This is a genomic window from Micromonospora hortensis (genome assembly GCF_022230935.1).
In the GTDB taxonomy this organism is placed as follows: domain Bacteria; phylum Actinomycetota; class Actinomycetes; order Mycobacteriales; family Micromonosporaceae; genus Micromonospora; species Micromonospora hortensis.
Genome location: NZ_JAKKFE010000010.1, coordinates 1 through 23,611 on the forward strand (window position 1 = coordinate 1; position 23,611 = coordinate 23,611).

The 23,611-nt window shown below is 71.8% G+C and carries 18 protein-coding genes; 12 read left to right on the forward strand and 6 right to left on the reverse strand.

All coding sequences use genetic code 11. The annotated features are described in order from the left end of the window. Positions 1-45 precede the first annotated feature (45 nt). The 6 genes from NIE111_RS05860 (at position 46) to NIE111_RS05885 (ending at position 8,111) form a co-directional block, all read left to right on the forward strand. The gene (locus NIE111_RS05860; RefSeq protein ID WP_210780971.1) at positions 46-1,011 is read left to right on the forward strand and encodes a glycosyltransferase family 2 protein; all 966 of its coding nucleotides are present in this window, start codon (positions 46-48) and stop codon (positions 1,009-1,011) included. Continuing rightward, positions 1,011-2,078: a glycosyltransferase gene (locus NIE111_RS05865; protein WP_238683398.1), complete on the forward strand. Its 1,068-nt coding sequence runs from the start codon at positions 1,011-1,013 to the stop codon at positions 2,076-2,078. The genes NIE111_RS05860 and NIE111_RS05865 overlap by 1 nt, the downstream gene beginning before the upstream one ends. Further along, entirely contained in the window at positions 2,075-3,421 is a 1,347-nt protein-coding gene (locus NIE111_RS05870; protein ID WP_266303530.1) for a lipopolysaccharide biosynthesis protein, read from the forward strand. The genes NIE111_RS05865 and NIE111_RS05870 overlap by 4 nt, the downstream gene beginning before the upstream one ends. Position 3,422: 1 nt before the next feature. Beyond that, the gene (locus tag NIE111_RS32195; RefSeq protein WP_238683400.1) at positions 3,423-4,775 is read left to right on the forward strand and encodes an O-antigen ligase family protein; all 1,353 of its coding nucleotides are present in this window, start codon (positions 3,423-3,425) and stop codon (positions 4,773-4,775) included. Between the two features lie 40 nt (positions 4,776-4,815). Next, on the forward strand, positions 4,816-6,909 hold the full coding sequence (locus NIE111_RS05880) for an acyltransferase family protein (protein ID WP_238683401.1): 2,094 nt from the start codon (positions 4,816-4,818) through the stop codon (positions 6,907-6,909). A 68-nt stretch (positions 6,910-6,977) separates the two neighbouring features. After that, entirely contained in the window at positions 6,978-8,111 is a 1,134-nt protein-coding gene (locus NIE111_RS05885; RefSeq protein ID WP_238683402.1) for a glycosyltransferase family 4 protein, read from the forward strand. A gap of 64 nt (positions 8,112-8,175) precedes the next feature. On the opposite strand, the gene NIE111_RS31910 is transcribed toward NIE111_RS05885, so the two are convergent. Both NIE111_RS31910 and NIE111_RS05895 read right to left on the reverse strand, forming a co-directional pair. Further along, positions 8,176-10,278, reverse strand: coding sequence for a trypsin-like peptidase domain-containing protein (locus tag NIE111_RS31910; protein WP_274530744.1), 2,103 nt, complete (start codon positions 10,276-10,278; stop codon positions 8,176-8,178). Positions 10,279-10,368: 90 nt separating this feature from the next. Beyond that, positions 10,369-11,979: a DUF6541 family protein gene (locus tag NIE111_RS05895; RefSeq protein ID WP_238683403.1), complete on the reverse strand. Its 1,611-nt coding sequence runs from the start codon at positions 11,977-11,979 to the stop codon at positions 10,369-10,371. A 131-nt stretch (positions 11,980-12,110) separates the two neighbouring features. On the opposite strand from NIE111_RS05895, the gene NIE111_RS05900 reads away from it, so the two are divergent. The 6 genes from NIE111_RS05900 (at position 12,111) to hutH (ending at position 20,153) form a co-directional block, all read left to right on the forward strand. Then, positions 12,111-12,962 (forward strand): MurR/RpiR family transcriptional regulator, encoded by an 852-nt coding sequence (locus NIE111_RS05900; protein ID WP_238683404.1) that lies wholly within the window; start codon positions 12,111-12,113, stop codon positions 12,960-12,962. A gap of 17 nt (positions 12,963-12,979) precedes the next feature. After that, the gene (hutU, locus tag NIE111_RS05905) at positions 12,980-14,635 is read left to right on the forward strand and encodes a urocanate hydratase (protein ID WP_238683405.1); all 1,656 of its coding nucleotides are present in this window, start codon (positions 12,980-12,982) and stop codon (positions 14,633-14,635) included. Next, on the forward strand, positions 14,632-15,834 hold the full coding sequence (locus NIE111_RS05910) for an allantoate amidohydrolase (RefSeq protein WP_238683406.1): 1,203 nt from the start codon (positions 14,632-14,634) through the stop codon (positions 15,832-15,834). Before hutU ends, NIE111_RS05910 begins: the two co-directional genes overlap by 4 nt. A 238-nt stretch (positions 15,835-16,072) precedes the next feature. Next, the gene (locus NIE111_RS05915) at positions 16,073-17,434 is read left to right on the forward strand and encodes a formimidoylglutamate deiminase (protein WP_238683407.1); all 1,362 of its coding nucleotides are present in this window, start codon (positions 16,073-16,075) and stop codon (positions 17,432-17,434) included. Then, the gene (gene hutI / locus NIE111_RS05920) at positions 17,431-18,618 is read left to right on the forward strand and encodes an imidazolonepropionase (RefSeq protein WP_238683408.1); all 1,188 of its coding nucleotides are present in this window, start codon (positions 17,431-17,433) and stop codon (positions 18,616-18,618) included. Before NIE111_RS05915 ends, hutI begins: the two co-directional genes overlap by 4 nt. Then, positions 18,615-20,153 (forward strand): histidine ammonia-lyase, encoded by a 1,539-nt coding sequence (hutH, locus tag NIE111_RS05925; RefSeq protein ID WP_238683409.1) that lies wholly within the window; start codon positions 18,615-18,617, stop codon positions 20,151-20,153. Before hutI ends, hutH begins: the two co-directional genes overlap by 4 nt. A gap of 64 nt (positions 20,154-20,217) precedes the next feature. On the opposite strand, the gene rdgB is transcribed toward hutH, so the two are convergent. From rdgB to NIE111_RS05945, 4 genes are all read right to left on the reverse strand, one after another. Continuing rightward, positions 20,218-20,835, reverse strand: coding sequence for an RdgB/HAM1 family non-canonical purine NTP pyrophosphatase (rdgB, locus tag NIE111_RS05930; protein WP_238683410.1), 618 nt, complete (start codon positions 20,833-20,835; stop codon positions 20,218-20,220). Beyond that, a complete protein-coding gene (gene rph, locus NIE111_RS05935; protein ID WP_238683411.1) occupies positions 20,832-21,557 on the reverse strand; it encodes a ribonuclease PH in 726 nt (241 codons plus the stop codon). The genes rdgB and rph overlap by 4 nt, the downstream gene beginning before the upstream one ends. 121 nt (positions 21,558-21,678) lie before the next feature. Then, positions 21,679-22,422 (reverse strand): MBL fold metallo-hydrolase, encoded by a 744-nt coding sequence (locus NIE111_RS05940; protein WP_238683412.1) that lies wholly within the window; start codon positions 22,420-22,422, stop codon positions 21,679-21,681. Between the two features lie 223 nt (positions 22,423-22,645). Beyond that, entirely contained in the window at positions 22,646-23,611 is a 966-nt protein-coding gene (locus NIE111_RS05945; RefSeq protein ID WP_238683413.1) for a PLP-dependent cysteine synthase family protein, read from the reverse strand.

The window sequence follows — 23,611 nt, forward strand, 5'->3', positions numbered from 1 at the left end:
CCGGCGGCCGTGTGCCGGTCGTACCCCCAACGCATGGAGAACGCAATGCCGAACGTATCCGTCGTGATCCCCACCACGGGCCGCCCCAGCATCGCCGACGCGGTGCTCTCCGCCCGCTCCCAGCAGGGCGCATCCGTGCACATCGTGGTCGTCTGTGACACCCCGGAGGTGCCGCAGACGGTGCGGAACCTGGGACAGCACATCGACCGGGTGGTCTGCACCGGCGGCGGCCGACGCGGGTCGTACGCCCGCAACCTCGGAGTCACCCACGCGATCCCGGGCAGCCACGTCGCGTTCCTCGACGATGACGACACCTGGCTGCCGACCAAACTGGCGGCACAGGTGCCCGCGCTGGAGCGGGTCGCGGCGGCCGGGTTCCGCCCCGTCGTGTCGTCCCGGATCCTGCAACGCAAGGACGGTGCCGAGCCGCTGCCGACGCCGGCTCCCGCCGAGGTGATCCCCGACGGCATGCTGCCGGAGGACTACCTGTTCCGCCGCCGCCACCTCGGCATCGGCCGGCAGTCGCTACCCACGTCGACGCTCCTGACCACGTACGAGTTGGCGACCGAGTGCCGCTGGGACGAGACGCTCCCCCGGCACCAGGACTGGGACTGGTTGGTTCGGGTCGCCCGGCTGCCCCGGGTGAAGATCGTCCAGGTGGAGGAGGCGACGGCCGTCTACACGGTGGGCAGCCCCGGGTCGATCTCGGCCGGCGCGGACTGGCGTACCTCGTGGCACTGGGCCCAGCGCTGGGAGGGAGTGTGGGCGCCGGGAACCTTCTCGGACTTCATCGCGGCCCAGACCCTCCGCTACGCTCTCCAGGCCCGAGACCGGGAGGGCGTACGGGAGATGGTGCGGGCGATCCGCCGCAACTCACCTCCGTCCGCCCGGAACGCGGTGCTGGCGGCGCTCGGGCTGGTACCCCGGTCGACCCTGGAACGGGTCGCCATGCGCAAGTCGAAGGCCCCCAGCAGCCCCACTCGACCGCTTGAGACCGAACGGCCACACTGATGCGTCTGCACTTCGTACTGCCGCAGCTCGAGCCGTACTACGGCATGGAGCGAGCCGCAGTCCTGGTGATGCGCGGGCTCGCCCGTCACGGCGTGGAGGTGTCCGCGACCGTTCTGTCCCGGGGAGTTCCGCACGGGCTCGACGACCTCCGTGTCGACACCCTGGACCTCGGGTCGCGGCTCACCCGGCTGGTGGAAGCGGTGCCCCCGCTGCGCCGCCGGCTGCGGAGCCTGCCCCCGGACGTGGAGGTCGTCGCCAGCGGATTGTGGGGCAGCGTGCCCGTCGGGGCGGCTCTGGCTGGCTCGTCTCGGACCTTCATCGCCTGGGAGCACTCGCTGCTGCCCGAGCGGATGCGGGCCGACCGTCGGGTGCGGATGCTCGCCCGCGCGTCCGGGTTCGGTGCCCTCCGGCCACGGCTCGTGGTGGCCGTGTCCGACGGGGTGGCCCGGACGGTGCGCGATCTCCACTCCGGGTCGCGCGTCGTCACGATCCCCAACCCGGTGCCGACCGTGCCGTTCGTCCCGCCCCGGCCAATCGCCGATCCGGCGAGGATCCGGCTGGTCACCACGGGCGCGCTCCGCCCCCTGAAGAACCACCTGTGCGCGATCGACGCGCTCGCGGAGCTGCCCGCCACCTACCACCTGACGCTTGCCGGAGACGGCGAGGAGCGGACTCTGTTGGAGACCCGGGCGCGCGAGCGCGGCCTGGCGGATCGGGTGACGTTCCTCGGCCGGATCCCTGACGTCCGCGGGCTGCTGGCCGACGCCGACCTGCTCGTTCACCCGTCGCTGGCGGAGACCTTCGGTTTCAGCCTCGTCGAGGCAGCCGAAGTAGGACTGCCCGTCGCGGCGATGCCCGTGTCCGCCGTCGACGAGATGGTGCCGGGCCTGGTGCCCGGCGTGCTGACGACGGCCCCGACCTCGACCGCCCTCGCCGAGGCGATCAGGCACCTGACGGGCTTCGGCCGGCCCGGGCCCGTCGATTTCGAGAAGGCCTGGCACGCCCGCTCGGTCGCTTTCGATCCGGCCCGGATCAGCCGACAGTGGGTGGAGGCGGTGCGCCGATGACCCTCGCCCAAGGAACAGTCGATCTATCGGGCGAACCGGATCGCAGCGCGTCACCACGCCATCGGGCGCCCCGCCGCGGTGACGCCTTTCTGCGCAAGTCCGGCACCTTCTTCGTGGGAACCCTGCTGCGGACCCTCGCGCAGGGGGCACTCTTCGTGCTGCTGGCGCGGGAGATGCCCATCGACACGTACGGTCTCTTCGTCGGCATCACGGCCCTGGTGGCGGTCGTGTCGCCGTTCGCGTCGGCCGGTGCACCAAGCCTGATCTTCCAGAGCCACGCCGACGCGCCCGCCGAGTGGGCCCGCCATCTGGTCCGAGGGCTGCTGCTGTCGGTGATGTTCGGGGCTGGCGCGACAGTGCTGATCGCTGCGGCGGGGGCGCTGATCTGGGGTGCCCAGACGAGCCTGATCGACCTCTTCTGTCTGGCTTTCGCCGATCTGGTGGCCTGGCGTCTCATCGAGGCCGTTGGCGCGTCCGTGCAGGCACGTGGTCGGATTCTGCTCGCCTCCGTCATCCCCGCGTTGCTACAGGTCGCCCGGTTGGTCGGGGTCATCGCGTTGGCCGCGGCAGCCGGACCAGTCACCCTGCACGCCTGGGCCGTGACCTCGGTGCTGTTGTCGACGGCGGTGTGCGTGGCAGTGGTCCTGGGTGGCCTGCGCGGGTCAGGTCGGACTCCGCTGGAGGTCCGGGGATCGTTGGCGCAGGCGCGGACCGGCATGCTGTTCGCCGTGGGTCTGTCCGCCCAGACTGTCTACAACGACCTCGACAAGGTGATGCTCTCCAAGCTGGGGACCACGGAGAGCGCGGCCATCTACGCCGCGGCATACCGCGTTGTCGACTTCGCGTACACGCCGGCCCGCTCGATGGGTGCTGTCGCGTACCCCAGCTTCTTCGAGGCGGGGCGCAACGGCCCTCGATCCGCACTGCGGCTCACGCGTAAGTTGCTGCCGCGCTACCTGGCGTTCAGCGTGCCGGCATCTCTCCTGCTCGTCGCGTTCGCCTGGATGATGCCGGTGGTCTTCGGCCCCGAGTACGAGGCCGCCACCCTCGCCCTGCAGGGCCTGAGCGCGCTGCTGGTGCTGAAGGCGATCCACTACCTCGCCGCCGATACCCTTTCCGGTGCCCGGATGCAGGGACGCCGCACTGTCGCTCAGATCGCGGTCGGAGTGGTGAACGCCGGCCTGAACGTGTGGCTGATTCCGGCGTACGGGTGGCAGGGTGCGGTGGTGTCGAGTCTGGTGTGCGACGCTCTGCTCGCCGTCCTGCTGTGGGGGTGCCTCGTCGTCGCCCTGCGACGCGACCCGGACGGCACCCGCACCGAGCGCCGCACGGAAGGGGTATGACGTGACCACGCTCTTCGGCGTTCTGCTGAGCATCAGTGGCGTCATGGTGGCCGCATGGCTGATCTGGACCCGGCGGGCGGTCGTCGCCGCCTTCGGTGACAAAGGGGTCGCTGTCGCACTCATCGCCTTCGCGGTGCTTGCCAACGCCGCGCCGGCGCTCGCCGAGGACCGCTCGTCCTTGATCATTGGCCTGCTGCTGCTCGGTCTTCTCGGGTGGCTGGTCGTCGCACGGCGAGGGCGGCTGCGCGGCCCCGTCGGCGTCTGGCAGCGGATCAGTCTGGCGATGGCCGGGGCGGTACTGATCTGGTGCCTCGTCGTCGACGCCCTCGCCGGCGCCGGCGTGTACGGCTCACGGCTGCCCGCGTACGGTGCCGCGGGGCTGGTGCTGCTCGCGGTGTGGCTGATGGCGGCGCGGGTCACCCTGAGCATCGGGGCGATGGCCTACACCGGGCTGGCCGTCCTGTCGGTAATGACGATCCCGACCGCCCTCTACGACCAGGCATGGCGGGCCTGCACCACCGGAAAGCTGGATAAGTGCTCGCTTGCGGGGGCGCTGTTCAAGAGCTTCTACAACTCCGAGAACTACGTCGCCATGATCGCGTCTTTCACCCTGGTCGCCGCTGTCTACAGCCTGAGCCGGACACGACTGTTGGCCGCGGCGGGGTACTGCCTGCTGATCATCGTCGCCACCGGATCCCGGACCAGCTACCTGGCCATCGCCGCGGTGGGCGTATGGGTGGTCGGTGCTTGGCTGCTCGAGCGGCGGCGCGCGTACCCGCAGATCAACTTCGCGCTCTGCGTGGCAGTGGTGGTCGGATGCGTCGGCATGGCCACCTACCTGACCTGGAGCGCGTCGAAGACCACGCTGAGCAACCGCGGCAACATCTGGGTCCACGCCCGCGACTACATCGCCAACTCGGAGGTCACCGGTGTCGGTGTCTCGAAGTGGTACTACCTCAGGGACATCGGCGAGGCGCCGTACCACTTCTTCCACTCGGGATACGTGCTGGTCATCTTTTCCGGGGGCCTGGTCGCGCTGACCCTGTGGGGCCTCTGGTTGACGGCCCTGCTGCATGGGAGGGTCACCGACGGTCGGGCCTTCTCCGCCAAGGCGCCCGTGGCGCTCTTCGTCATCTACTCGTTCACCGAGGTCGTCTGGAACCCGCTCTCCGTCGACGGACTGACCTGGATCTTCATCACGATGATGCTGACCACGTCAACGACCGCACCGGCGGGACCTCCACCAACGGAGGCACCGGTGGAGACCGCCGACCGACCGGAACCGCTGGCAGCGCTTCGCCGCCTTTCCAGCGATCACCGCATCGGTCATGCCACGGCTGACGCGCGAGACTGAGTCGCAGGGTCCGGTAGACGCACAACGAAGGAAGCACCCGATGTCGTCAGGTCCCCTCGTGACGCCGGATCCTCGTGTCGCCTCTCGGCATTCCGGGACAGGCTTCCGCGCGGACATCCAGGGACTGCGAGCCGTAGCGGTCGTGGTGGTGATCCTCGAACACGTCCTCGGCTGGCCGGCCGGTGGCTTCGTCGGCGTCGACGTCTTCTTCGTCATCTCCGGCTTCCTGATCACGAGCCTGCTGCTCAAGGAACACGATCGGACGGGACGAGTCTCCTTCGCGGACTTCTACCGGCGCCGGGTGCGGCGGATCATGCCCATGGCGGTGCTGGTCCTGGTGTGCACGTACGTCGCTTCGTCGCTGCTGTTCCTGGGCGACCGCTTCCGGTCCACGGCGTGGGACGCACTCTGGGCCGGACTGTTCGCGTCCAACTGGCGGTTCGCCTCCGTGGGCACCGACTACTGGCAGACCGACGGCCCCGTCTCGCCGCTACGGCACTACTGGTCGCTGTCGGTAGAGGAGCAGTTCTACCTCGTCTGGCCGCTGTTGCTCGTGCTGGTGTTGCACGCCGCCGTACGGTGGGGTCGGGCCGGGAGCCCGTCCCAGTGGGCGACGGGGGCGGTCCTGGGCGCGGTCGTCGTCGGCTCGATCGTGTTCGCCCTCTGGGAGGTCGGCCATCGCCCGACAGTCGCCTACTTCTCGACCTTCTCCCGCGCCTGGGAATTGGGAGTCGGCGCGCTGCTCGCCGTGGCGACGCCGCTGCTGGCCCGCATACCGGCGCCGGCTCGCCCCGCGTACCAGTGGCTCGGGTTGACCGGCCTTGCCGTCTCGCTCTTCACCGTCTCCGCGCAGACCCCTTTTCCGGTCCCGGGCGCCATCCTGTCGGTGATCTCGGCGGCCTTGGTCATCGCGGGCGGCGTCGGTGGGCAACGGCTGATGTTTCCCTTGACCAACCGGGCCGCACGGTACGTCGGCGACATCTCCTACTCCCTCTACCTGTGGCACTTCCCCCTGTTCGTTCTGATCGGTGCTGCGCTGCCCGCCGGCCGGCACACCGTACCCATCCTCACGCTCGGCGGTACGGCGCTGCTCTCCGTACTCTCCTACCACTTGGTTGAGGACCCGATCCGCAGATCGTCGTGGTTGGAGGGCCGGCGGACAGCAACGCCGCGCCGCCGGACCCGCACAACGCTGATCCGGCGGGCCGCCGGCCTGACAGCACTGGCTGCCACTGTGGCTGTGGTCGCCACGGTGACGGTCCGCACGCCCTCGCCGGAGGTCGCCGCGCACCCGGTGGCGATCACGTCGCAGGACCAGTTGGAAGCCCAGATCCGCACGGCGCTGGACGTCGCGGAATGGCCGGTGTTGACGCCTCCCCCGGGCAAATTGGATCGGCTGGTCTTTACGGATGGCGACGGGCGGGGATGCCGGCCGGCCGTCCCGGACGGCAACGACTGCGCGGTCACCGCACCGCGCCCCCGCCGGTTGGCCGTCGTGGTCGGCGACTCCATCGGTGCGGCCTGGCTTCCCCTGGTCCGCGCGGCTCTCGAGCCGGCCGGGTGGGTGGTCCGGGACCTGACCTACGCCGGCTGTCCCTTCCTCGCCGCGGACACCGTCTCCCCCATCGACGACATCACCCGATCCTGTCCCGGCCATCGGGAGACGGTACGGACCCTCGTCACGAAACTCGAACCCGAACTGGTTGTCGTCAGCAACGCCTATCACCAACGGTTCACCAAAGCCGGTCAGCGCGCGTCACTGACCGAATGGGAACAGGCCACCCGTACCGCTCGGGAACGGTGGCTGGCGGCGGCAGGGAGGATCGTCGCCCTGCAACCGCCGCCGGTGGGGCTGGACCCGAGGACGTGCATCACCCGGCTCTCCGCACCCCCGGATTGCATCTCGACGCTGTCCCAGGAGGATCAGTCGTACGGCAGGGTCGACCGCCGCGTCTGGAGCGCCCGGGGCTCGTGGCACATCGCCACGGCGGACTGGTTCTGCGTCTCCGAGCGGTGCCCGATCTTCGTCGGCGGGGTAGTCGTCCGCCGGGACCGGAACCACGTCACCGCGGAGTACGCCCGCAAGCTGGCACCGCTGCTTGAGGAGGCCCTGGTGCCGGTCCTCGCGGACTAGACGACGTCGCCGAAGCGGCGCGTGAGGCGTCATCGGGCCGATGGAGGGCCTGCGGCACAATCCTCGCCATGAGAATAGCCATCTGCACGGCCGAGGGACGCGCCGACGACATCCTCACCTGGTCCGGAATCCCGGCCAACGTCGTCCGCACCATGCGGGACCTCGACGCCGACTGCGTGGTGCTCGACGAGCCCTCGCCGTTGCTCGTGCGTTCCGGCAAGGTGGTCGCGGCGGCGTCGAAACGGGCACGGTTGAAGGTGAACTGGGAGGTGGAGCCGTGGCTCGTCAGACGGATGACGCGAGAGATGCAGGCGCAGGCGCGGCGGGCGAACGCCGACGTCCTCCTTCTGCTTGGCTGGCACACGTTGGGCGTCGAGGACGGTGACATTCCCGCCGTGATCTGGACCGACGCCACCTACGCGCAGCGGATGGACAAAGCGCCGCACTGGCAGCGCCTCTCCGAACGAACCCGACGCCAGGTCGAGCCGATCGAGGGAACGTCGTTGCGTGAGATGGCCGCGGTCATCATGTCCTCGACGGTCGCGTACGAAGACGCCCTGTCCCGGTACCGCCTCACCCCGTCCCGGGTCCACCGCATCGGTTTCGGCGCCAATCGGGTCGGCGCGGAGGCGCAGCCGAAGCTTCGGATCGGGGCCCTCCCCCGGCTTCTCGCCGTGGGCGTCGAGTGGGAGCGAAAGGGCATGGACCGGTGTGTGCTCATCGCCGACGAATTGCGCCGACGGGGCGTCCCGGTCCATCTCGACGTGGTGGGCGTCCGACCGCCGGACAGTTCGTGGCAGCGGGACCACGTCACCTACCACGGGTTCCTGAACAAGGACAGCGCCGAGGACAGCGCGAAGCTCGACAGCCTGTACCGGGCGGCCGACCTGTTCGTCCTCCCCACCCGGAACGAGCCGTTCGGCATCGTGTTCGCCGAGGCCGCGGCGTACGCCCTCCCGTCGCTGGGCAGCGCCGTCGACGGCGTACCGGATGTCGTTCGGCAGGGCCACAGCGGAATCCTGCTGCCTGTCGACGCCTCGGCGGCGCAGTACGCCGACGAGGTCGCGAACCTGTTGGCCTTCTCCGACCGCTACGCCGGCCTGAGCCACGGTGCCGTCACCCACTTCCGCACCTCGCTGACCTGGGACAGCGCCGTTCGCAGCGTGCATGAGGTGTGTGAGATCGCGGCCAAACAGCAGTAGGGCGTCGGCCATGCCGTGCGGCGACCGACCGTACGGCACGGCCCGGCGGAGGCCCTGGCCCCCGCTACCAGGAGTTGCGGCGCCGCCGCCACACGACGAGCATGCCGATCCCACCCGCCAGCGCGACGCCGGCGGCGACGAGCAGCGGCACCGCCCAGCCGGGTCGGGAGGACTTGCCGTCCGACGCGGCGGCCGCCTCGCGGTACGCCCGGGCCAGGACGTTCGAGGGAACACGCTCCACGACGTCCTCGAACCGCGGCACGGCGCTCGCCTCGTCGCCAGCGAAGTAGGCGTCCAGGCCACTGCGGTACAGCCGGTCCGGCTCGCCGAGGCCGTTCTCGATACCGGCGGCGCCGAGCAGCCCGCTTATCGTGGCAACCGGCACCACGAGCCGGGTCGCATCGTCGCTGAGCGACAGGTCGTGGTCGAGCATCCCGACCACCCGGCCCTGTTGGTCGATCGCGATCCCCCCACGCGAGTACACCCCGACGTCCGCGTTGATCCGGTAGACCGAAGACTGGGGGTCCACTTCGGTCACCCGCACCGGTGCGGACCGCACGGTGTAGGTGGCCGAGCGGTACTCGGTGTCGGTGGTGCCGTAGCCGAGGATCAGCAGCGCGGTATCCGGGGCGATCGTGGCGGAGGTGTTCAGTTCGGCAACGGGAAGGTCCGCCTGGTCGAGCGCGACCAGCGCCAGGTTGCCCTCGGCGAGGGGGAGAGCCCGGACGATGGTGCCAGGGATCGCCGGACCGTTGGTGACGTCGCCAATGGCCACGTTCAACTGTCCGTACAGCTTGGCGTCGGGCTCCGTGCCGCGGTCGCGGCCGGTGAAGACCGTGGTCGCCGCACGGCCCTTGGTGTAGCCGTCCACGTCCGCGGGCTTCAGCTGGCCGGCGGCGACGAGCCTCTTGGCGAGCCCAGCGAGCGCGTTGTCCCGCATGGTTTCCGGGGAGGGCTTGACACACTGGCCGTTGGTGAGGACGTGCCCGCCGCGGTTGACGATGACGCCGCTGCAGCGACGGCTGAAGGTGAAGGGCTCAGCGTGCAGCAGGGTGCCGTCCTGCGCGTTGCGCGCGTACCCGCTGATGATGACCTCGAGGAAGACCATCGAGGGCGCGGCGGTGGCGAGGGCATGCTCATCCGGGCTGCGCGGTGCGGCCGCCGCCCAGGGCTCGATCCCGGGTGCCGCAGCTGTGGCGGTCGGGGCGGCCGTGGGCGCGGCTGCCGGCTCGTCGGGCGTCGTGGCCGAGACGGCCCAGAGGCCCGCTCCGCCCCCGAGCGCGGCCACCGACAGCAGCGCGGCGACGGCGACCCAGAGGCCGATCGGCCGCCTCGGCGGCTCGGAGGGCTTGATTCGACGTTCCGACGCCACGAACGGGTTGAACGGTGGAGCCTCGGCGGGACTGGCCTGTGTGGGCGACATCTGCGCGGTCTCGCCGGATGCCGGGCCACCGTCGGACGCGGCCGGAGCGGCCGATGCGGGCACCCCCGATGCGGGCACCCCCGACGCGGGCACTCCCGACGCCGGCACTCCCGACGCCGGCACCCCCGACGCAGGCACCCCCGACGCAGGCACCCCCGATGCAGGCACCCCCGACGCGGGCAAGGCCGACGTGGGCGCGCCCGACACCGGGTGCGGATCCGAGAGGATCGGCTGGCGAGGAATAGGAGTCCCCTGAACCGCCCACGGCGCGTGCGGCATGCCGGTGATCGGCTGCGGCGGGCCAGACACCGACTGCGGCGGGCCAGACACCGACTGCGGCGAGTTCGAAGCCGGCTGCGGCGGGCTAGACACCGGCTGCGGCGGGCTAGACACGGGCTGGGGCGGGCCGGACACCGGCTGCGGTGGTGCGGCGGGCACGGGGTGGTACCCCACGCCGAGCGCCCGGATCAGCTTCTCCGCGCCCGGCCCGGCCTCCGCGGGATATGCCACCCAGGGCGCGGCGGCGGAGAAGTCCGCGTACGTGAAGGCGGGGCCGTTGGCCGACTGGGCGAGAGCGTCAGCGATCCCGGCGAAGGCGTCCCGCCATCCGGGAGTGGCGGCCACGGCGGCGTCCAGTACGGCCACGCTCACGAACCGACCCTGCTCGTCGATGGCGGCCCAGGCCTTGCCCACCGGTGAACCGCCCAGCAAGTGGGTGAACCTGTAGGGGCCTTCCGGCTGCATGCCAACTCCTCCGCTCGACCGCCAGGCGCATGGTACCGACCGGTGCCACAGTCAGTCGCCCGGCGGTCACCCGTCAGCTCGTCGCCGCCGTCACCTCTTGCTGATCACGACCACTGGCTCCGGTCCGGACGTGACGCGTTGCACGTGATAGTCGGCGAGCGCCGCCTGCCACACTGGCTCACTCGGGTGGGTGTACGCACGGACCAGCCAGACCCGGGTGCCGGGCGGCCGTTTCGCGGCCTGGGCCAGAATCTCGTCGAGTGCGTCCTTGATGGACTGCTCGTCGGCGGCGGCCGGCTTCGGGAGGATCACATCGGCGCGGGTGGGCATCGTGAGGGTCCAACCGACGGTGCCGGTGACCGGCGCGACCAGCTTCAGCGGGTCCTGGTCGGAGTAGAGCGTGAACCCGAACCAGGCGGGCCCACTGACCACGACGAGGTCGTGTGGTCCCTTGTGAGCCGCGACGTACCGGGTCGACGATCCGATGTCGGTGATGGCCTGGTGTGCCCGCCAGACCCCGGGTTCGTCGCCGTCCGTGCGGTACCAGCGGTGGTTGACGGCGGCGAAGCTGGCGAGCAGGACGGCGCAGGTAACGGCGGCCACCACGCCCGGTGGTAGCCGGGGCAGCCCGCGGCGGACCACGGCGACGGTCAGATCGGCCAGACCGATGATGCCGATGCCGGCCACCAGGCCCGCCACCACGATCAGGAAGTGGGACGTGCGCGGGTCGAGCAGGGGGTAGATCCCCGCGACCCCCAGCCCGATGGCCGCCACCGGCAGCAGGAGGACGGCGATCGCCGGGGCGGCGTGTCCGCGTCGGAACAGCGTGAGGACGCCGAGCACGAGGAGGACGGCGAGGATCGGCACTGGTGCGCCGAGCATCGGCGACAGGGCCTTGGCCTGCCGCACGAGGTGTGCGGGCAGTTCGGAGATGCTCGGCAGGAAGGCGTCCCAGTAGTCCCGCATGGCGTCGTTGTTGCCCCGGGCGGACACTCCGAAGTAGACGGCGGCGACGAGCGCGCCGGTGATCAGGCCGGCGACGGTCGCCTCGGCCGTCCTCGCCCACTCCCGGCGCACGGCGACGGAGAGCAGCAGCCCTCCGAGGACGCAGACCGCGACGATGGCGGTGGTGTGACTCAGCAGCATGCCCAGGCCCACCGCGGCCACCACCACAGCGAGTCGCCGCCGAGACCAGGAGCGTTCCGTCCAGGTGGCCAGGGCGAGCAGGCAGACCGCCACGGCGGCGTCCGCTGTGTACTGCTTCAGGTCGTGGCGGGTCTGCTGGACCGGCAGGAGCAGGACGGCGAGCCCGGTGACGACGCCGATGAGGATGCCCCGAGCGCGTTCGGACGCCAGCGAGCGGCCCAGAAGGTAGGCCGCGACGACTGTCAGCAGTTGGAAACCCAGGGGTACGACCCGGAGGTGGTCGATGTCCGGGACCAGTCGGAGCAGGAAACTCCACCCGATCGGGCTCGATGAGGTCGTCACCGGAAGATCGGCAAGGGGGAAACGGACCGAGAGCGCGACCCACGCCTCGTCGCCCCAGTACTGGGCTGTGAGCCACGACCGGATGTCGTTGACGACGAAGAAGGCCCCGACGAGAGCGATGATCGGCAGCGCCTCGCCGACCGTCGCCCGGACGCGCCGGGCGGGTGCCGGCGAAGTGACGCGAATGGGCGGGGCGTCCTCGACTGCGACCACGACGCTCCTTCTCGCTGGCGCGATCCTGCTCGCGCTGGACGCCCGCATGTTACGAGTCGTGACGGCTGAGCGGGGGGCGGGGGTGACCCGAGGTGGTTGTCTATGAAAGTTTCTATGCATAGAGTCAGCTCATGAATGAAGGAGCTGTCGCGGCACCCGCTGACCGGGTGCTCGACCTGTTCCAAGGGGTGCGACTCACCCCCACCCAGCGCCGAATCGCGCACTGTCTGGTGCAGCACGCCCCCGGCGTGGCATACCTGTCCGCCGCCGAGGTCGCCGAGCTGGCCGGCGTGAGTCAGCCGTCGGTCACCCGGTTCGCCGTCGCGCTCGGCCACGACGGCTACCCGGCGCTGCGCCGCCGGCTGCGAGACCTCACCGGCTCGACTCCAGGCGGATCGACGGACGCCGGCAACGAACTCCAGCAGGCGGTACGCGCGGAGATGGGCAACCTGGAACGGCTGGCCGGTCAGCTCGCCGACCGGGACCGGATCGCCGAGACCGGACGGTTGCTCGCCGAGAGTCGCCCACTGCCGGTGCTCGGCCTGCGCGCCGCCGCGCCGCTGGCCGCGTACTTCGCCTACTTCGCGGCGAAGGTGCACCCGGACGTACGGGTCCTCGACGACGGCGGCAGCCTGCTCACCGACCGCCTGGAGCAGGCGGCCGAGGCCGGGGCGTCCGCCGTCCTGGCCTTCGTGCTGCCCCGCTACCCCCGGGAAACCCTGGACGCGCTGCGCGACGCCCGCCACGCCGGGTTGACAGTGGTGGCGATCACCGACTCCCCGGTCAGCCCGGCCACCGAGCACGCCGACGTGGTGCTCGCCGCCGCGGTCGGCGCGCAACTCGTCTTCGACCTGCACACCGCCCCGATGACCCTGGCCATGGTGCTGTTGCAGGCGATCTGCGACGCCACCCCGGCCGACACCCAGCGCCGACTGGAGGCGTTCGAAGCCTCCGCGGCCCGCCGACAGTTGTTCCTCGGTTGACCGGAGGAGAACCAGAGATGACCCAGCCCATTCGTGCCGCACGGGGCAGCCAGCTCACCACCCGCGGGTGGCAGCAGGAGGGCGCCCTGCGGATGTTGATGAACAACCTCGACCCCGAGGTGGCCGAACGCCCCGACGACCTGGTGGTCTACGGCGGCACCGGCAAGGCGGCGCGGGACTGGCCGTCGTACCACGCGTTGGTCCGCACGCTGACCGACCTGCGCGAGGACGAGACGATGCTGGTGCAGTCAGGCCGCCCGGTCGGGGTGATGCGCACCCACGAGTGGGCACCCCGGGTCCTGCTGGCCAACTCGAACCTGGTCGGCGACTGGGCGACCTGGCCGGAGTTCCGCCGCCTCGAACAGCTCGGCCTGACCATGTACGGGCAGATGACTGCCGGTTCGTGGATCTACATCGGCACCCAGGGCATCCTCCAGGGCACCTACGAGACGTTCGCGGCGGTGGCCGCCAAACGGTTCGACAGCACCCTCGCCGGCACGCTGACGCTGACCGCCGGCTGCGGCGGCATGGGCGGCGCGCAGCCACTCGCTGTCACCATGAACGGCGGCGTCTGCCTGATCGTGGACGTGGACCGCACCCGGCTCGACCGTCGGGTGCACGACCGCTACCTGGATGAGGTCGCCGACTCCCTGGACGACGCGATCGCCCGGGTCCGCGCCGCGAAGCGGGAGCGTCGCGCCCTGAGCGTGGGCGTGGTCGGCAACGCCGCCGAGGTCTTCCCGGAGCTGCTGAACCGGGGCGTCGAGATCGACATCGTGACCGACCAGACCAGCGCGCACGACCCACTGGCCTACCTGCCGGTGGGAGTGGAGCTGGCCGAGGCCCGGGACTACGCCGCCGCGAAGCCGGCCGAGTTCACCGACCGGGCCCGCGCGTCGATGGCGACGCACGTCGAGGCGATGGTCGGCTTCCTCGACGCCGGCGCCGAGGTGTTCGACTACGGCAACTCGATCCGGGGTGAGGCGCAGCTCGGCGGCTATCAGCGCGCCTTCGACTTCCCGGGCTTCGTGCCCGCGTACATCCGGCCGTTGTTCTGTGAGGGCAGGGGTCCGTTCCGGTGGGCGGCGCTCTCCGGCGACCCGGCCGACATCGCGGCCACCGACCGGGCCATCCTCGACCTGTTCCCGGAGAACGAGTCGCTGGCCCGTTGGATCAAGCTGGCCGGTGAGCGGGTCGCGTTCCAGGGCCTGCCGGCCCGGATCTGCTGGCTCGGTCAGGGCGAACGGGACCGGGCGGGCGTGCGGTTCAACGACATGGTCGCCTCCGGCGAACTCTCCGCCCCGGTGGTGATCGGCCGGGACCACCTGGACACCGGCAGCGTCGCGAGCCCGTACCGGGAAACCGAGGGGATGGCCGACGGCTCTGACGCCATCGCCGACTGGCCGCTGCTCAACGCCCTGGTCAACACGGCCAGCGGGGCTTCCTGGGTGTCCATCCACCACGGCGGCGGGGTGGGCATCGGCCGGTCGATCCACGCCGGGCAGGTGTGCGTGGCCGACGGCACCGCCCTCGCCGGGCAGAAGATCGAGCGGGTGCTCACCAACGACCCGGCGATGGGCGTCATCCGGCACGTCGATGCCGGCTACGAGAGCGCCCGCGAGGTCGCCGACCGCACCGGGGTCCGGGTCCCCATGACGGAGGGACCCGCGTGACGGACGACCTTTCCGCGCGGTTCCGGGCGCTGTGGGACGAGATCGCGCCGGTCGGGCGGGACGCCGACAGCGGCGGCTATCTGCGGTACGCGTTGACCGAGCCGGAGCGGGAGCTGCGCGCCTGGTTCCGGGCGCAGGCCGAGCGCCGTGCCATGCCGGTCACCGAGGACGGCAACGGCAACCTCTTCGCCCACTGGGGTGACCCGGAAGCGTCCGACGCGGTGCTCACCGGCAGCCACTTCGACTCGGTGCCGCACGGCGGGGCGTACGACGGGCCGCTCGGCATCGTGAGCGCGTTCCTCGCCGTGGACGAGCTGCGCGCCGCGGGCGTCGCCCCTGGCCGACCCCTGGTGCTGGGTGCCTTCGTCGAGGAGGAGGGGGCGCGCTTCGGCGTACCGTGTCTGGGGTCGCGGCTGCTCACCGGGGCGCTGTCGGCCGAACGGGCGGCCGGCCTGCGCGACGCGGCCGGGGTGAGCTTCGCCGAGGCGCTCGGTGACCGGCCGGCGGGTGCCCGCCCGGAGTTGCTGGGCCGGTTCGGCGCCTTCGTGGAGCTGCACGTCGAGCAGGGCCGCGCGCTCGTCGACACGGACGCGCCGGTCGCGGTGGCCAGCGCGATCTGGCCGCACGGCCGGTGGCGCTTCGACGTCGTCGGCGAGGGCAACCACGCGGGCACCACCCGGATGGCCGACCGCCGCGACCCGATGCTGACCTACGCCTTCACCGTGCTGGCGGCCAACAAGGAGGCCCGGCTGCGCGGCGCGCACGCCACTGTGGGCCGGGTCGCCGTCGAACCCAACGCCACAAACGCGATCCCGTCGAAGGTGACCGGTTGGCTGGACGCCCGGGCGGCCGACCCGGAGACGCTGACCGGGCTGGTCGACGCGGTACGCGGCAAGCTCGCCGAGCGGGCCCGCCGCGACGGTACGACGGTGACGGTCACCGAGGAGTCGGCCACCTCGGTGGTCGCCTTCGACGGCGGGCTGGCCAACCGCCTGGCCACACTGCTCGACGCGCCGGTGCTGCCCACCGGCGCGGGGCACGACGCGGGAGTGCTCGCCGCGTACCTGCCCACCGCGATGCTCTTCGTGCGCAACCCGACCGGCGTCTCGCACTCCCCCGCCGAGGCCGCCACCGACGACGACTGCGCGGCCGGGGTTCGGGCGCTGGCCCGGGTGCTGGAGGAGCTGACATGCCGGTGAACGAGGTGTCGAGCCGCCCCTCGGACGGCACGGAGCCGCGGCGTCGGTGGGTGCGGAGTCTCCGGCGTGGCGAGGTGCCGCATCTCCTGTTGTCGTCCTATGGAGCTGATGTCGTAAACGAATCAGCCGAAGCGCGCCAACTGCCGGTGTCACCCCGGCCGCCGGTGTCACCCCGGCGGCCGATGTCACCACGGCCGCTGATGTCGCAGACGATTCAGCTCCAAAGGAGGCGAGGAGTATGACCACCGCCCGCTGGCTCGCTGAATACGCCTGGCTGCCCGAGCACGCCGAGCCCACGCCCGACGTGCTCATCGAGGTCGAGGACGGCCGGATCGCCGCGGTGACGCCGCTGACCCCCGGCAGCAGACCACCGGCCGGGGTCGAGGTGTACGCCGACGCGGTGCCGCTGCCCGGCCTCACAGTGCCCGGTCTCGCGAACGGGCACTCGCACGCCTTCCACCGGGCGCTGCGCGGGCGTACCCACGGTGGGCGGGGTGACTTCTGGACCTGGCGGGACCAGATGTACGCCGTCGCGGACCGGCTGGACCCGGACACCTACCTCGCGCTGGCCCGGGCCGTCTACGCCGAGATGGCGCTCGCCGGCATCACCTGCGTTGGCGAGTTCCACTACCTGCACCACCGACCGGACGGCGGCGCCTACGACGACCCGAACGCGATGGGCGCGGCGCTGGTGGAGGCCGCCGCGCACGCCGGGATCCGGCTCACACTGCTGGACACCTGTTACCTGACCTCCAGCGTGGACGGTCGGCCCCTCACCGGCCCGCAGCGCCGCTTCGGCGACGGTGACGCGGCCCGCTGGGCCGAGCGGGCCGCGGCGTTCCAGCCGGCGGACCCGCACGCCCGGGTCGGCGCTGCCGTGCACTCGGTGCGGGCCGTCCCGGCCGATCAGTTGCACACTGTCGCCGACTGGGCCCGGGAGCGGCAGGCGTCGCTGCACGTGCACCTCTCCGAGCAGCCCGCCGAGAACGACGAGTGCCGGGCCGTGCACGGGCGCTCGCCCACCGGGCTGCTCGCCGAGCACGGCGTGCTCGGGCCGCACACCACCGCCGTCCACGCCACCCACCCCACCAGCGCGGACCTGTCAGTGCTCGCCGACAGCCAGACCGCTGTGTGCCTCTGCCCGACCACCGAGCGGGACCTCGCCGACGGCATCGGCCCGGCCCGGCTGATGGCCGACGCGGGCATCCGGTTGAGCCTCGGCAGCGACAGCCACGCCGTGATCGACCTGTTCGAGGAGGCGCGGGCGGTCGAGCTGGACGAGCGGCTGCGTACCCGCCGACGCGGTCACTTCGCGCCACTCGACCTGCTGAAGGCTGCCAGCGTCGCCGGGCACGCCACGCTGGGCTGGGCCGACGCCGGGAGGATCGCGGTGGGCGCCCGCGCCGACCTGGTGACGGTACGCCTGGACAGCGCCCGCACCGCCGGGGTACCGCCGGTGGGCGCGTTCTTCGCCGCCGGCGCGGCGGACGTCGAGCAGGTGGTGGTGGACGGCCGGGTGGTGGTGGCCGAGGGCCGACACCTGACAGTCGACGTGCCGGCCGAACTGTCGTCCGCGATCGAGGCGGTGACACCCGCATGAGCGGCAGTCTGCTGGTCGACAACATCGGTGAGCTGGTCACCAACGGCGCCGGCGACGGCCCGCTCGGCATCCGCCGCAACGCCGCGGTGCTGGTCGAGGAGGGCCGGGTGGTCTGGGTCGGGCCGTCCGCGTACGCGCCGGCCGCCGACCATCACGTCGACGCCGGTGGGGCCGCCGTGCTGCCCGGTTTCGTGGACAGCCACGCCCACCTGGTCTTCGCCGGGGATCGGGCCGCCGAGTTCGCCGCCCGGATGGCGGGTCAGCCCTACACCGGCGGCGGCATCCGGACCACTGTCGGTGCCACCCGGGCCGCCACCGACGAGGAGTTGCGGGCCACAGTGCGGCGGCTGCGCGGGGAGGCGCTGCGCCAGGGCACCACGACCATGGAGATCAAGAGTGGGTACGGCCTGACCGTCGCCGACGAGGCCCGCTCGCTGCGGATCGCCGCCGAGACCAGCACCGAGACCACCTTCCTGGGCGCGCACGTGGTGCCCGCCGAGTACGCCGACCGCCCCGACGACTACGTGGGGTTGGTCTGCGGGCCGATGCTGGCCGCCGCCGCCCCGTACGCGAAGTGGATCGACGTGTTCTGCGAGCGGGGCGCCTTCGACGTGGACCACGCCCGCGCCATCCTGGCCTGCGGTCAGGCCGCCGGGCTAGGCGTACGGCTGCACGCCAACCAGCTCGGCCCCGGCCCCGGGGTGCGGCTGGGCGTGGAGCTGGACGCGGCCAGCGTCGACCACTGCACCCACCTGAGCGACGCCGACGTGGCCGCGCTGGCCGACACGGCCCACAGCGACGGATCGGGCACCCGCACGGTGGCGACACTGCTGCCCGGCGCGGAGTTCTCCACCCGCTCGCCGTACCCGGACGCCCGCCGGCTGCTCGACGCCGGTGTCACGGTGGCGCTGGCGACGGACTGCAATCCGGGCTCGTCGTACACCTCGTCGATGCCGTTCTGCGTGGCCCTCGCGGTCCGCGAGATGCGGATGACCCCGGCGGAGGCGGTCTGGGCCGCCACCGCCGGTGGCGCACGGGCGCTGCGCCGCGACGACGTCGGTGTCCTCACCCCCGGCGCGCGGGCCGACCTCGTCGTCCTCGACGCGCCGTCGTACCTGCACCTGGCCTACCGGCCCGGTGTCCCCCTGATCCGCCAGGTAATACGCAACGGAGTTCCGCAATGACGCACGTGACCATCCAGCCCACCGGGATCACCGCCGACGACGTGTTCGCGGTGGCCCGCGGCACCGCCACTGTCGTCCTCGCCCCGGCCACCATCGACGCGATGGCGACCAGCCGCGCCATCGTGGACGGCATCGAGTCGTCGGGCCGTCCCGTCTACGGGGTCTCCACCGGGTTCGGCGCGTTGGCCAACACCTTCATCGCACCGGAGCGGCGGGCCGAGCTGCAACACGCGCTGATCCGCTCGCACGCCGCCGGGGTGGGCGCCCCGATGCCGCGCGAGGTGGTTCGGGCCATGATGCTGCTGCGGGTCCGGTCCCTCGCCCTGGGCCGATCCGGGGTCCGGCCGCTGGTCGCGGAGGCCCTTGTCGACCTGCTCAACCACGACATCACCCCCTGGGTGCCGGAGCACGGCTCGCTGGGCGCCTCCGGTGACCTGGCGCCGCTGGCACACTGCGCGCTGGTGCTGCTCGGCGAGGGCTGGGTGCTCGGCCCGGCCGGCGAGCGGCAGGACGCGGCGGACGCGTTGACCGCCGCCGGGCTCAAGCCCATCGAGCTGGCCGCCAAGGAGGGGCTGGCGCTGATCAACGGCACCGACGGCATGCTCGGCATGCTGCTGCTGGCCATCCACGACGCGGCGCACCTGTTCGCCATGGCCGACGTGACGGCGGCGCTGGCCATCGAGGCGATGCTCGGCTCGGAGCGGCCGTTCCTGCCCGAGCTGCACGCGATCCGGCCACACCCCGGACAGGCGGCGTCGGCGGCGAACATCCACCGCCTGTTGCAGGACTCCCGGGTGATGGACTCGCACCGCGACGACCTGGCGCACGCCGTGCAGGACGCGTACTCGATGCGCTGCGCGCCGCAGGTGGCCGGCGCGGCCCGCGACACCCTGGACTTCGTCCGCACCGTCGCCGGCCGGGAACTGGTGTCCGTTGTGGACAACCCGGTGGTGCTGCCGGACGGCCGGGTCGAGTCGACAGGCAACTTCCACGGCGCACCGCTCGGCTTCGCCGCGGACTTCCTCGCCATCGCCGCCGCCGAGGTGGGCGCGATCGCCGAGCGGCGGGTCGACCGGCTGCTCGACGTCACCCGCTCCCGGGAGTTGCCGGCGTTCCTCTCCCCCGACGCCGGGGTGAACTCCGGGCTGATGATCGCCCAGTACACGGCGGCCGGGATCGTCGCCGAGAACCGTCGACTGGCCGCCCCCGCCTCGGTGGACTCGCTGCCCACCAGCGGAATGCAGGAGGACCACGTCTCGATGGGCTGGGCGGCGGCCAAGAAGCTGCGTACCGTCCTGGACAACCTGACCAGCCTGCTCGCGGTGGAGCTGCTGGCCGGCGTACGCGGCCTCCAGCTGCGCGCCCCGCTGGAGCCGTCCCCGGCCGGTCGGGCGGCCGTCGCCGCGCTCGGTGCGGCAGCCGGCGAGCCCGGCCCGGACGTGTTCCTCGCCCCGGTGATGGAGGCGGCCCGTGCCGTCGTCGCCGGGCCGGAGTTGCGCGCCGCCATCGAACGGGAGGTCGGCCCGCTGGGCTGATCTCCGGCGGGTCGCTGTCGTCCGCCGCGGGTCAGGCGGCGGGCGACAGCACCTGGTACGCCCGTCAGGCGGCGGGCGGCAGCACCTTGGCGATCAGTTTCGCCAGCTCGCGCAGCGCCTTGCCCCGGTGACTGATGGCGTCCTTCTCCGCCGGGGTCAGCTCCGCGTTGGTCCGGTCCTGTCCGTCGCCCAGGAAGATCGGGTCGTAGCCGAACCCGCCGTCACCGCGAGGCGCGCGCAGCACCCGCCCGGACTGCCGCCCGTCGACGAGATGCTCCTTGCCGCCCGGCAGCACCAACGCGACGGTGCAGACGAACGAGGCCGCCCGCTGCTCGTCGGGCACGTCGCCGATCTGGTCCAGCACCAGCTGAAGGTTGGCCTGGTCGTTGCCGTGCTGGCCCGACCAGCGGGCGCTGAACACCCCCGGCATCCCGTTGAGCGCGTCCACAGCGAGCCCGGAGTCGTCGGCGATGGTCGGCAGGCCGCTCTGCCGGCAACCCTCCCGCGCCTTGATGAGCGCGTTCTCGCCGAAGGTCAGGCCGGTTTCCGGCAGCTCCGCGTACTGCTCGATGTCGTCCAGCCCGAGCAGGGCGATCCGGTGCGCGCCGAGCGCGCCGTCCAGGATCCGCTGAAGCTCGACGAGCTTCTTGCGGTTACGGGTGGCGAGCAGGACCTTGTTCATGCGAGTGCCTTCCGCTGGGCTTCGGCCAACTCGGAGCAGCCAGCGACGGCCAGATCGAGCAGGGCGTCGAGCTGGTCGCGGGCGAACACGCCCGCCTCGCCGGTGCCCTGCACCTCGACGAAGTCGCCCGCACCTGTGCAGACCACGTTCATGTCCACCTCGGCGGCGACGTCCTCCTCGTAGCAGAGGTCGAGCCGGGCCTCCCCGGCGATGATCCCCACGCTGACCGCGGCCACCGAGCGGTGCATCACCTTGTCCGGCTTGCCGGCCAAGGACTTGCGGGCGGCAAGCCAGCCCACCGCGTCGTGCAAGGCGACGTACGCGCCGGTGATCGCGGCCGTGCGGGTGCCGCCGTCGGCCTGCAGCACGTCGCAGTCGAGCACTATCGAGTTCTCGCCGAGCGCCTTGAGGTCGATGCTGGCCCGCAGACTACGGCCGATCAACCGGGAGATCTCGTGGGTACGGCCACCGACCCGACCCTTGACGCTCTCCCGGTCGGAGCGGGTGTTGGTGGCCCGGGGCAGCATCGCGTACTCGGCGGTCACCCAACCGAGCCCGGAACCCTTGCGCCAGCGGGGCACCCCCTCGGTGACGCTCGCCGTGCAGAGCACCCGGGTGCCGCCGAACTCGACGAGCACCGAGCCCTCCGGATGGGTGCTCCAGCCTCGGGTCAGGGTCACCGGTCGAAGTTGAGAGGGCCCTCGCCCGTCAGGTCGCGCCATGCCTGCACCCTATGCGGTACGGCGATCCACCTCGCTCGCGGTGCCCCGGGGAACGTCCGTGCCGCACACACCGGGGAACCCGGCGACCGCGGCCCGGCCTCGGCGAACCGGGCGTGCTGGGTCAGACCTCGTAGCTGGCGCCGGGCCGAACCACCTCGAGCGGCCCGGTGTACGCGGAAGCGGCCGACTCCAACGTGTGCGCCTCGCTGCCCCAGGCGGGCACCAGGTGGGTGAGCAGCAGCCGACCCACCGCTGCCTTGGTCGCCGCCTCGCCGGCCTCCCGACCGGTCAGGTGCAGATCCGGCGGATTGTCCATGCCGTCGAGGTAACTGGCCTCGCAGAGGAACACGTCGGCGTTCTGGGCCAGCCGCAGCAGCGACTCGCAGGGCGCGGTGTCCGACGAGTAGCACAGCGAACGGCCGTCGTGCTCCAGCCGCACACCGTACGTCTCGACGGGGTGATTGACCCGGTCGACGGTGACCGCGAACGGACCGATCGGGAACGTGCCCGGCTGGAGCGCGTAGAACTGGTACACGTCCTCCACCGAACCGTCGTCGCCGTAGGCGGCGCTGAGCCGGTCCGGAGCGCCGGCGGGCGCGTACACCGGCAGCGCCGGGTACGGGCCGTCCGGGGCGTACCGGCGCACCACCACGTACAGCACGGCGTCGAACATGTGGTCGCAGTGCAGGTGGGTCAGCAGGATGGCGTCCGGGGCGTGCAGCCCCGCGTACCGCTGGAGGCTGGACAGCGACCCCGAGCCGAAGTCGACCAGGAGCCGAAAGCCGTCGGCCTCGACGAGGTAGGCCGAGCAGGGCGACTCGGGGCCAGGGAAGCTGCCGGCACTTCCCAGAACGGTCAGTCGCATCGAGTGGTCTCGCTGTCACTATCAGTAGCACCCGCACCGGCGATGGTCCCGGCCATGATCTCTACCGACGCGTACGCCACGCTGCGCAGCCTACGCTGGCGCACCCGGCAGCAAGAATCATCCAACGGAAGTTGTCACGAACGTGACACACGCTCGCGGTACGCCGCGATGCGTACGGGCCGCCGACGAATGTCGACGGCCCGTAGTCGGCAGACCAGATCGGTCAGGCCCAGAGCTGCCCCTCCAGGGCGTCCTCGGCATCGGCGAGTGTGCCGCCGTACGCGCCGGTGGACAGGTATTTCCACCCGCCGTCGCAGACCACGAAGGCCACGTCGGCCCGCCGGCCGTCGCGCACCGCCTCGTGCGCCACCGCCAGCGCGGCGTGCAGGATCGCACCGGTGGAGAACCCGGCGAAGATGCCTTCCACCTCCACGAGCTGGCGGGTGCGCAACACCGCGTCCCTGGTGCCGACCGAGAACCGCCGGGAGAGCACCGAGGCGTCGTAGAGCTCCGGAACGTACCCCTCGTCGATGTTGCGCAGGCCGTAGACCAACTCGCCGTAGCGCGGCTCGGCGGCCACGATCTGGATGCCCTCGACCTTTTCCCGCAGGTAACGCCCGGTGCCCATCAGGGTGCCGGTGGTGCCCAGCCCGGCCACGAAATCCGTGATGCTGGGCAGGTCGTGCAGCAGCTCCGGCCCGGTCGTCTCGTAGTGCGCCCGCGCGTTCGCCTCGTTGCCGTACTGGTAGAGCATCACCCAGTCGGGGTGCTCCACGGCGATCTGCTTCGCCGTGGCGACCGCCTGGTTGGAGCCACCCGCCGCCGGCGAGAAGATGATCTCGGCCCCGTACATCCGGAGCAACTGCACCCGCTCGGTGGAGACGTTCTCCGGCATCACGCAGACCAGCCGGTAGCCGCGCAGCTTCGCCACCATGGCCAACGAGATGCCGGTGTTGCCACTCGTCGGCTCGAGGATGGTGTCACCGGCGCGGAGCCGGCCAGCCTCCTCCGCCGCCCGGACCATGAACAGCGCCGCGCGGTCCTTGATGCTGCCGGTGGGGTTGCGGTCCTCCAGCTTGGCCCAGAGCCGCACCGGAGGGGCCCCGTCGGGCACCGTCGGGGAGAGTCGGGGCAGGCCGACCAGCGGCGTACCCCCACAGGCGTCGAGCAGGCTGTCGTACCGCGCCAT

Coding starts and splice junctions, on each gene's coding strand:
- hutU (WP_238683405.1), top strand. CDS start 12,980: ATGACCCAGCCCATTCGTGCCGCACGGGGCAGCCAGCTCACCACCCGC.
- NIE111_RS31910 (WP_274530744.1), bottom strand. CDS start 10,278: ATGCAGCCGGAAGGCCCCTACAGGTTCACCCACTTGCTGGGCGGTTCA.
- rph (WP_238683411.1), bottom strand. CDS start 21,557: ATGGCGCGACCTGACGGGCGAGGGCCCTCTCAACTTCGACCGGTGACC.
- hutI (WP_238683408.1), top strand. CDS start 17,431: ATGAGCGGCAGTCTGCTGGTCGACAACATCGGTGAGCTGGTCACCAAC.
- NIE111_RS05860 (WP_210780971.1), top strand. CDS start 46: ATGCCGAACGTATCCGTCGTGATCCCCACCACGGGCCGCCCCAGCATC.
- NIE111_RS05940 (WP_238683412.1), bottom strand. CDS start 22,422: ATGCGACTGACCGTTCTGGGAAGTGCCGGCAGCTTCCCTGGCCCCGAG.
- NIE111_RS05880 (WP_238683401.1), top strand. CDS start 4,816: ATGTCGTCAGGTCCCCTCGTGACGCCGGATCCTCGTGTCGCCTCTCGG.
- NIE111_RS05915 (WP_238683407.1), top strand. CDS start 16,073: ATGACCACCGCCCGCTGGCTCGCTGAATACGCCTGGCTGCCCGAGCAC.
- NIE111_RS05945 (WP_238683413.1), bottom strand. CDS start 23,611: ATGGCGCGGTACGACAGCCTGCTCGACGCCTGTGGGGGTACGCCGCTG.
- rdgB (WP_238683410.1), bottom strand. CDS start 20,835: ATGAACAAGGTCCTGCTCGCCACCCGTAACCGCAAGAAGCTCGTCGAG.
- NIE111_RS05865 (WP_238683398.1), top strand. CDS start 1,011: ATGCGTCTGCACTTCGTACTGCCGCAGCTCGAGCCGTACTACGGCATG.
- hutH (WP_238683409.1), top strand. CDS start 18,615: ATGACGCACGTGACCATCCAGCCCACCGGGATCACCGCCGACGACGTG.
- NIE111_RS05900 (WP_238683404.1), top strand. CDS start 12,111: ATGAATGAAGGAGCTGTCGCGGCACCCGCTGACCGGGTGCTCGACCTG.
- NIE111_RS05885 (WP_238683402.1), top strand. CDS start 6,978: ATGAGAATAGCCATCTGCACGGCCGAGGGACGCGCCGACGACATCCTC.
- NIE111_RS05870 (WP_266303530.1), top strand. CDS start 2,075: ATGACCCTCGCCCAAGGAACAGTCGATCTATCGGGCGAACCGGATCGC.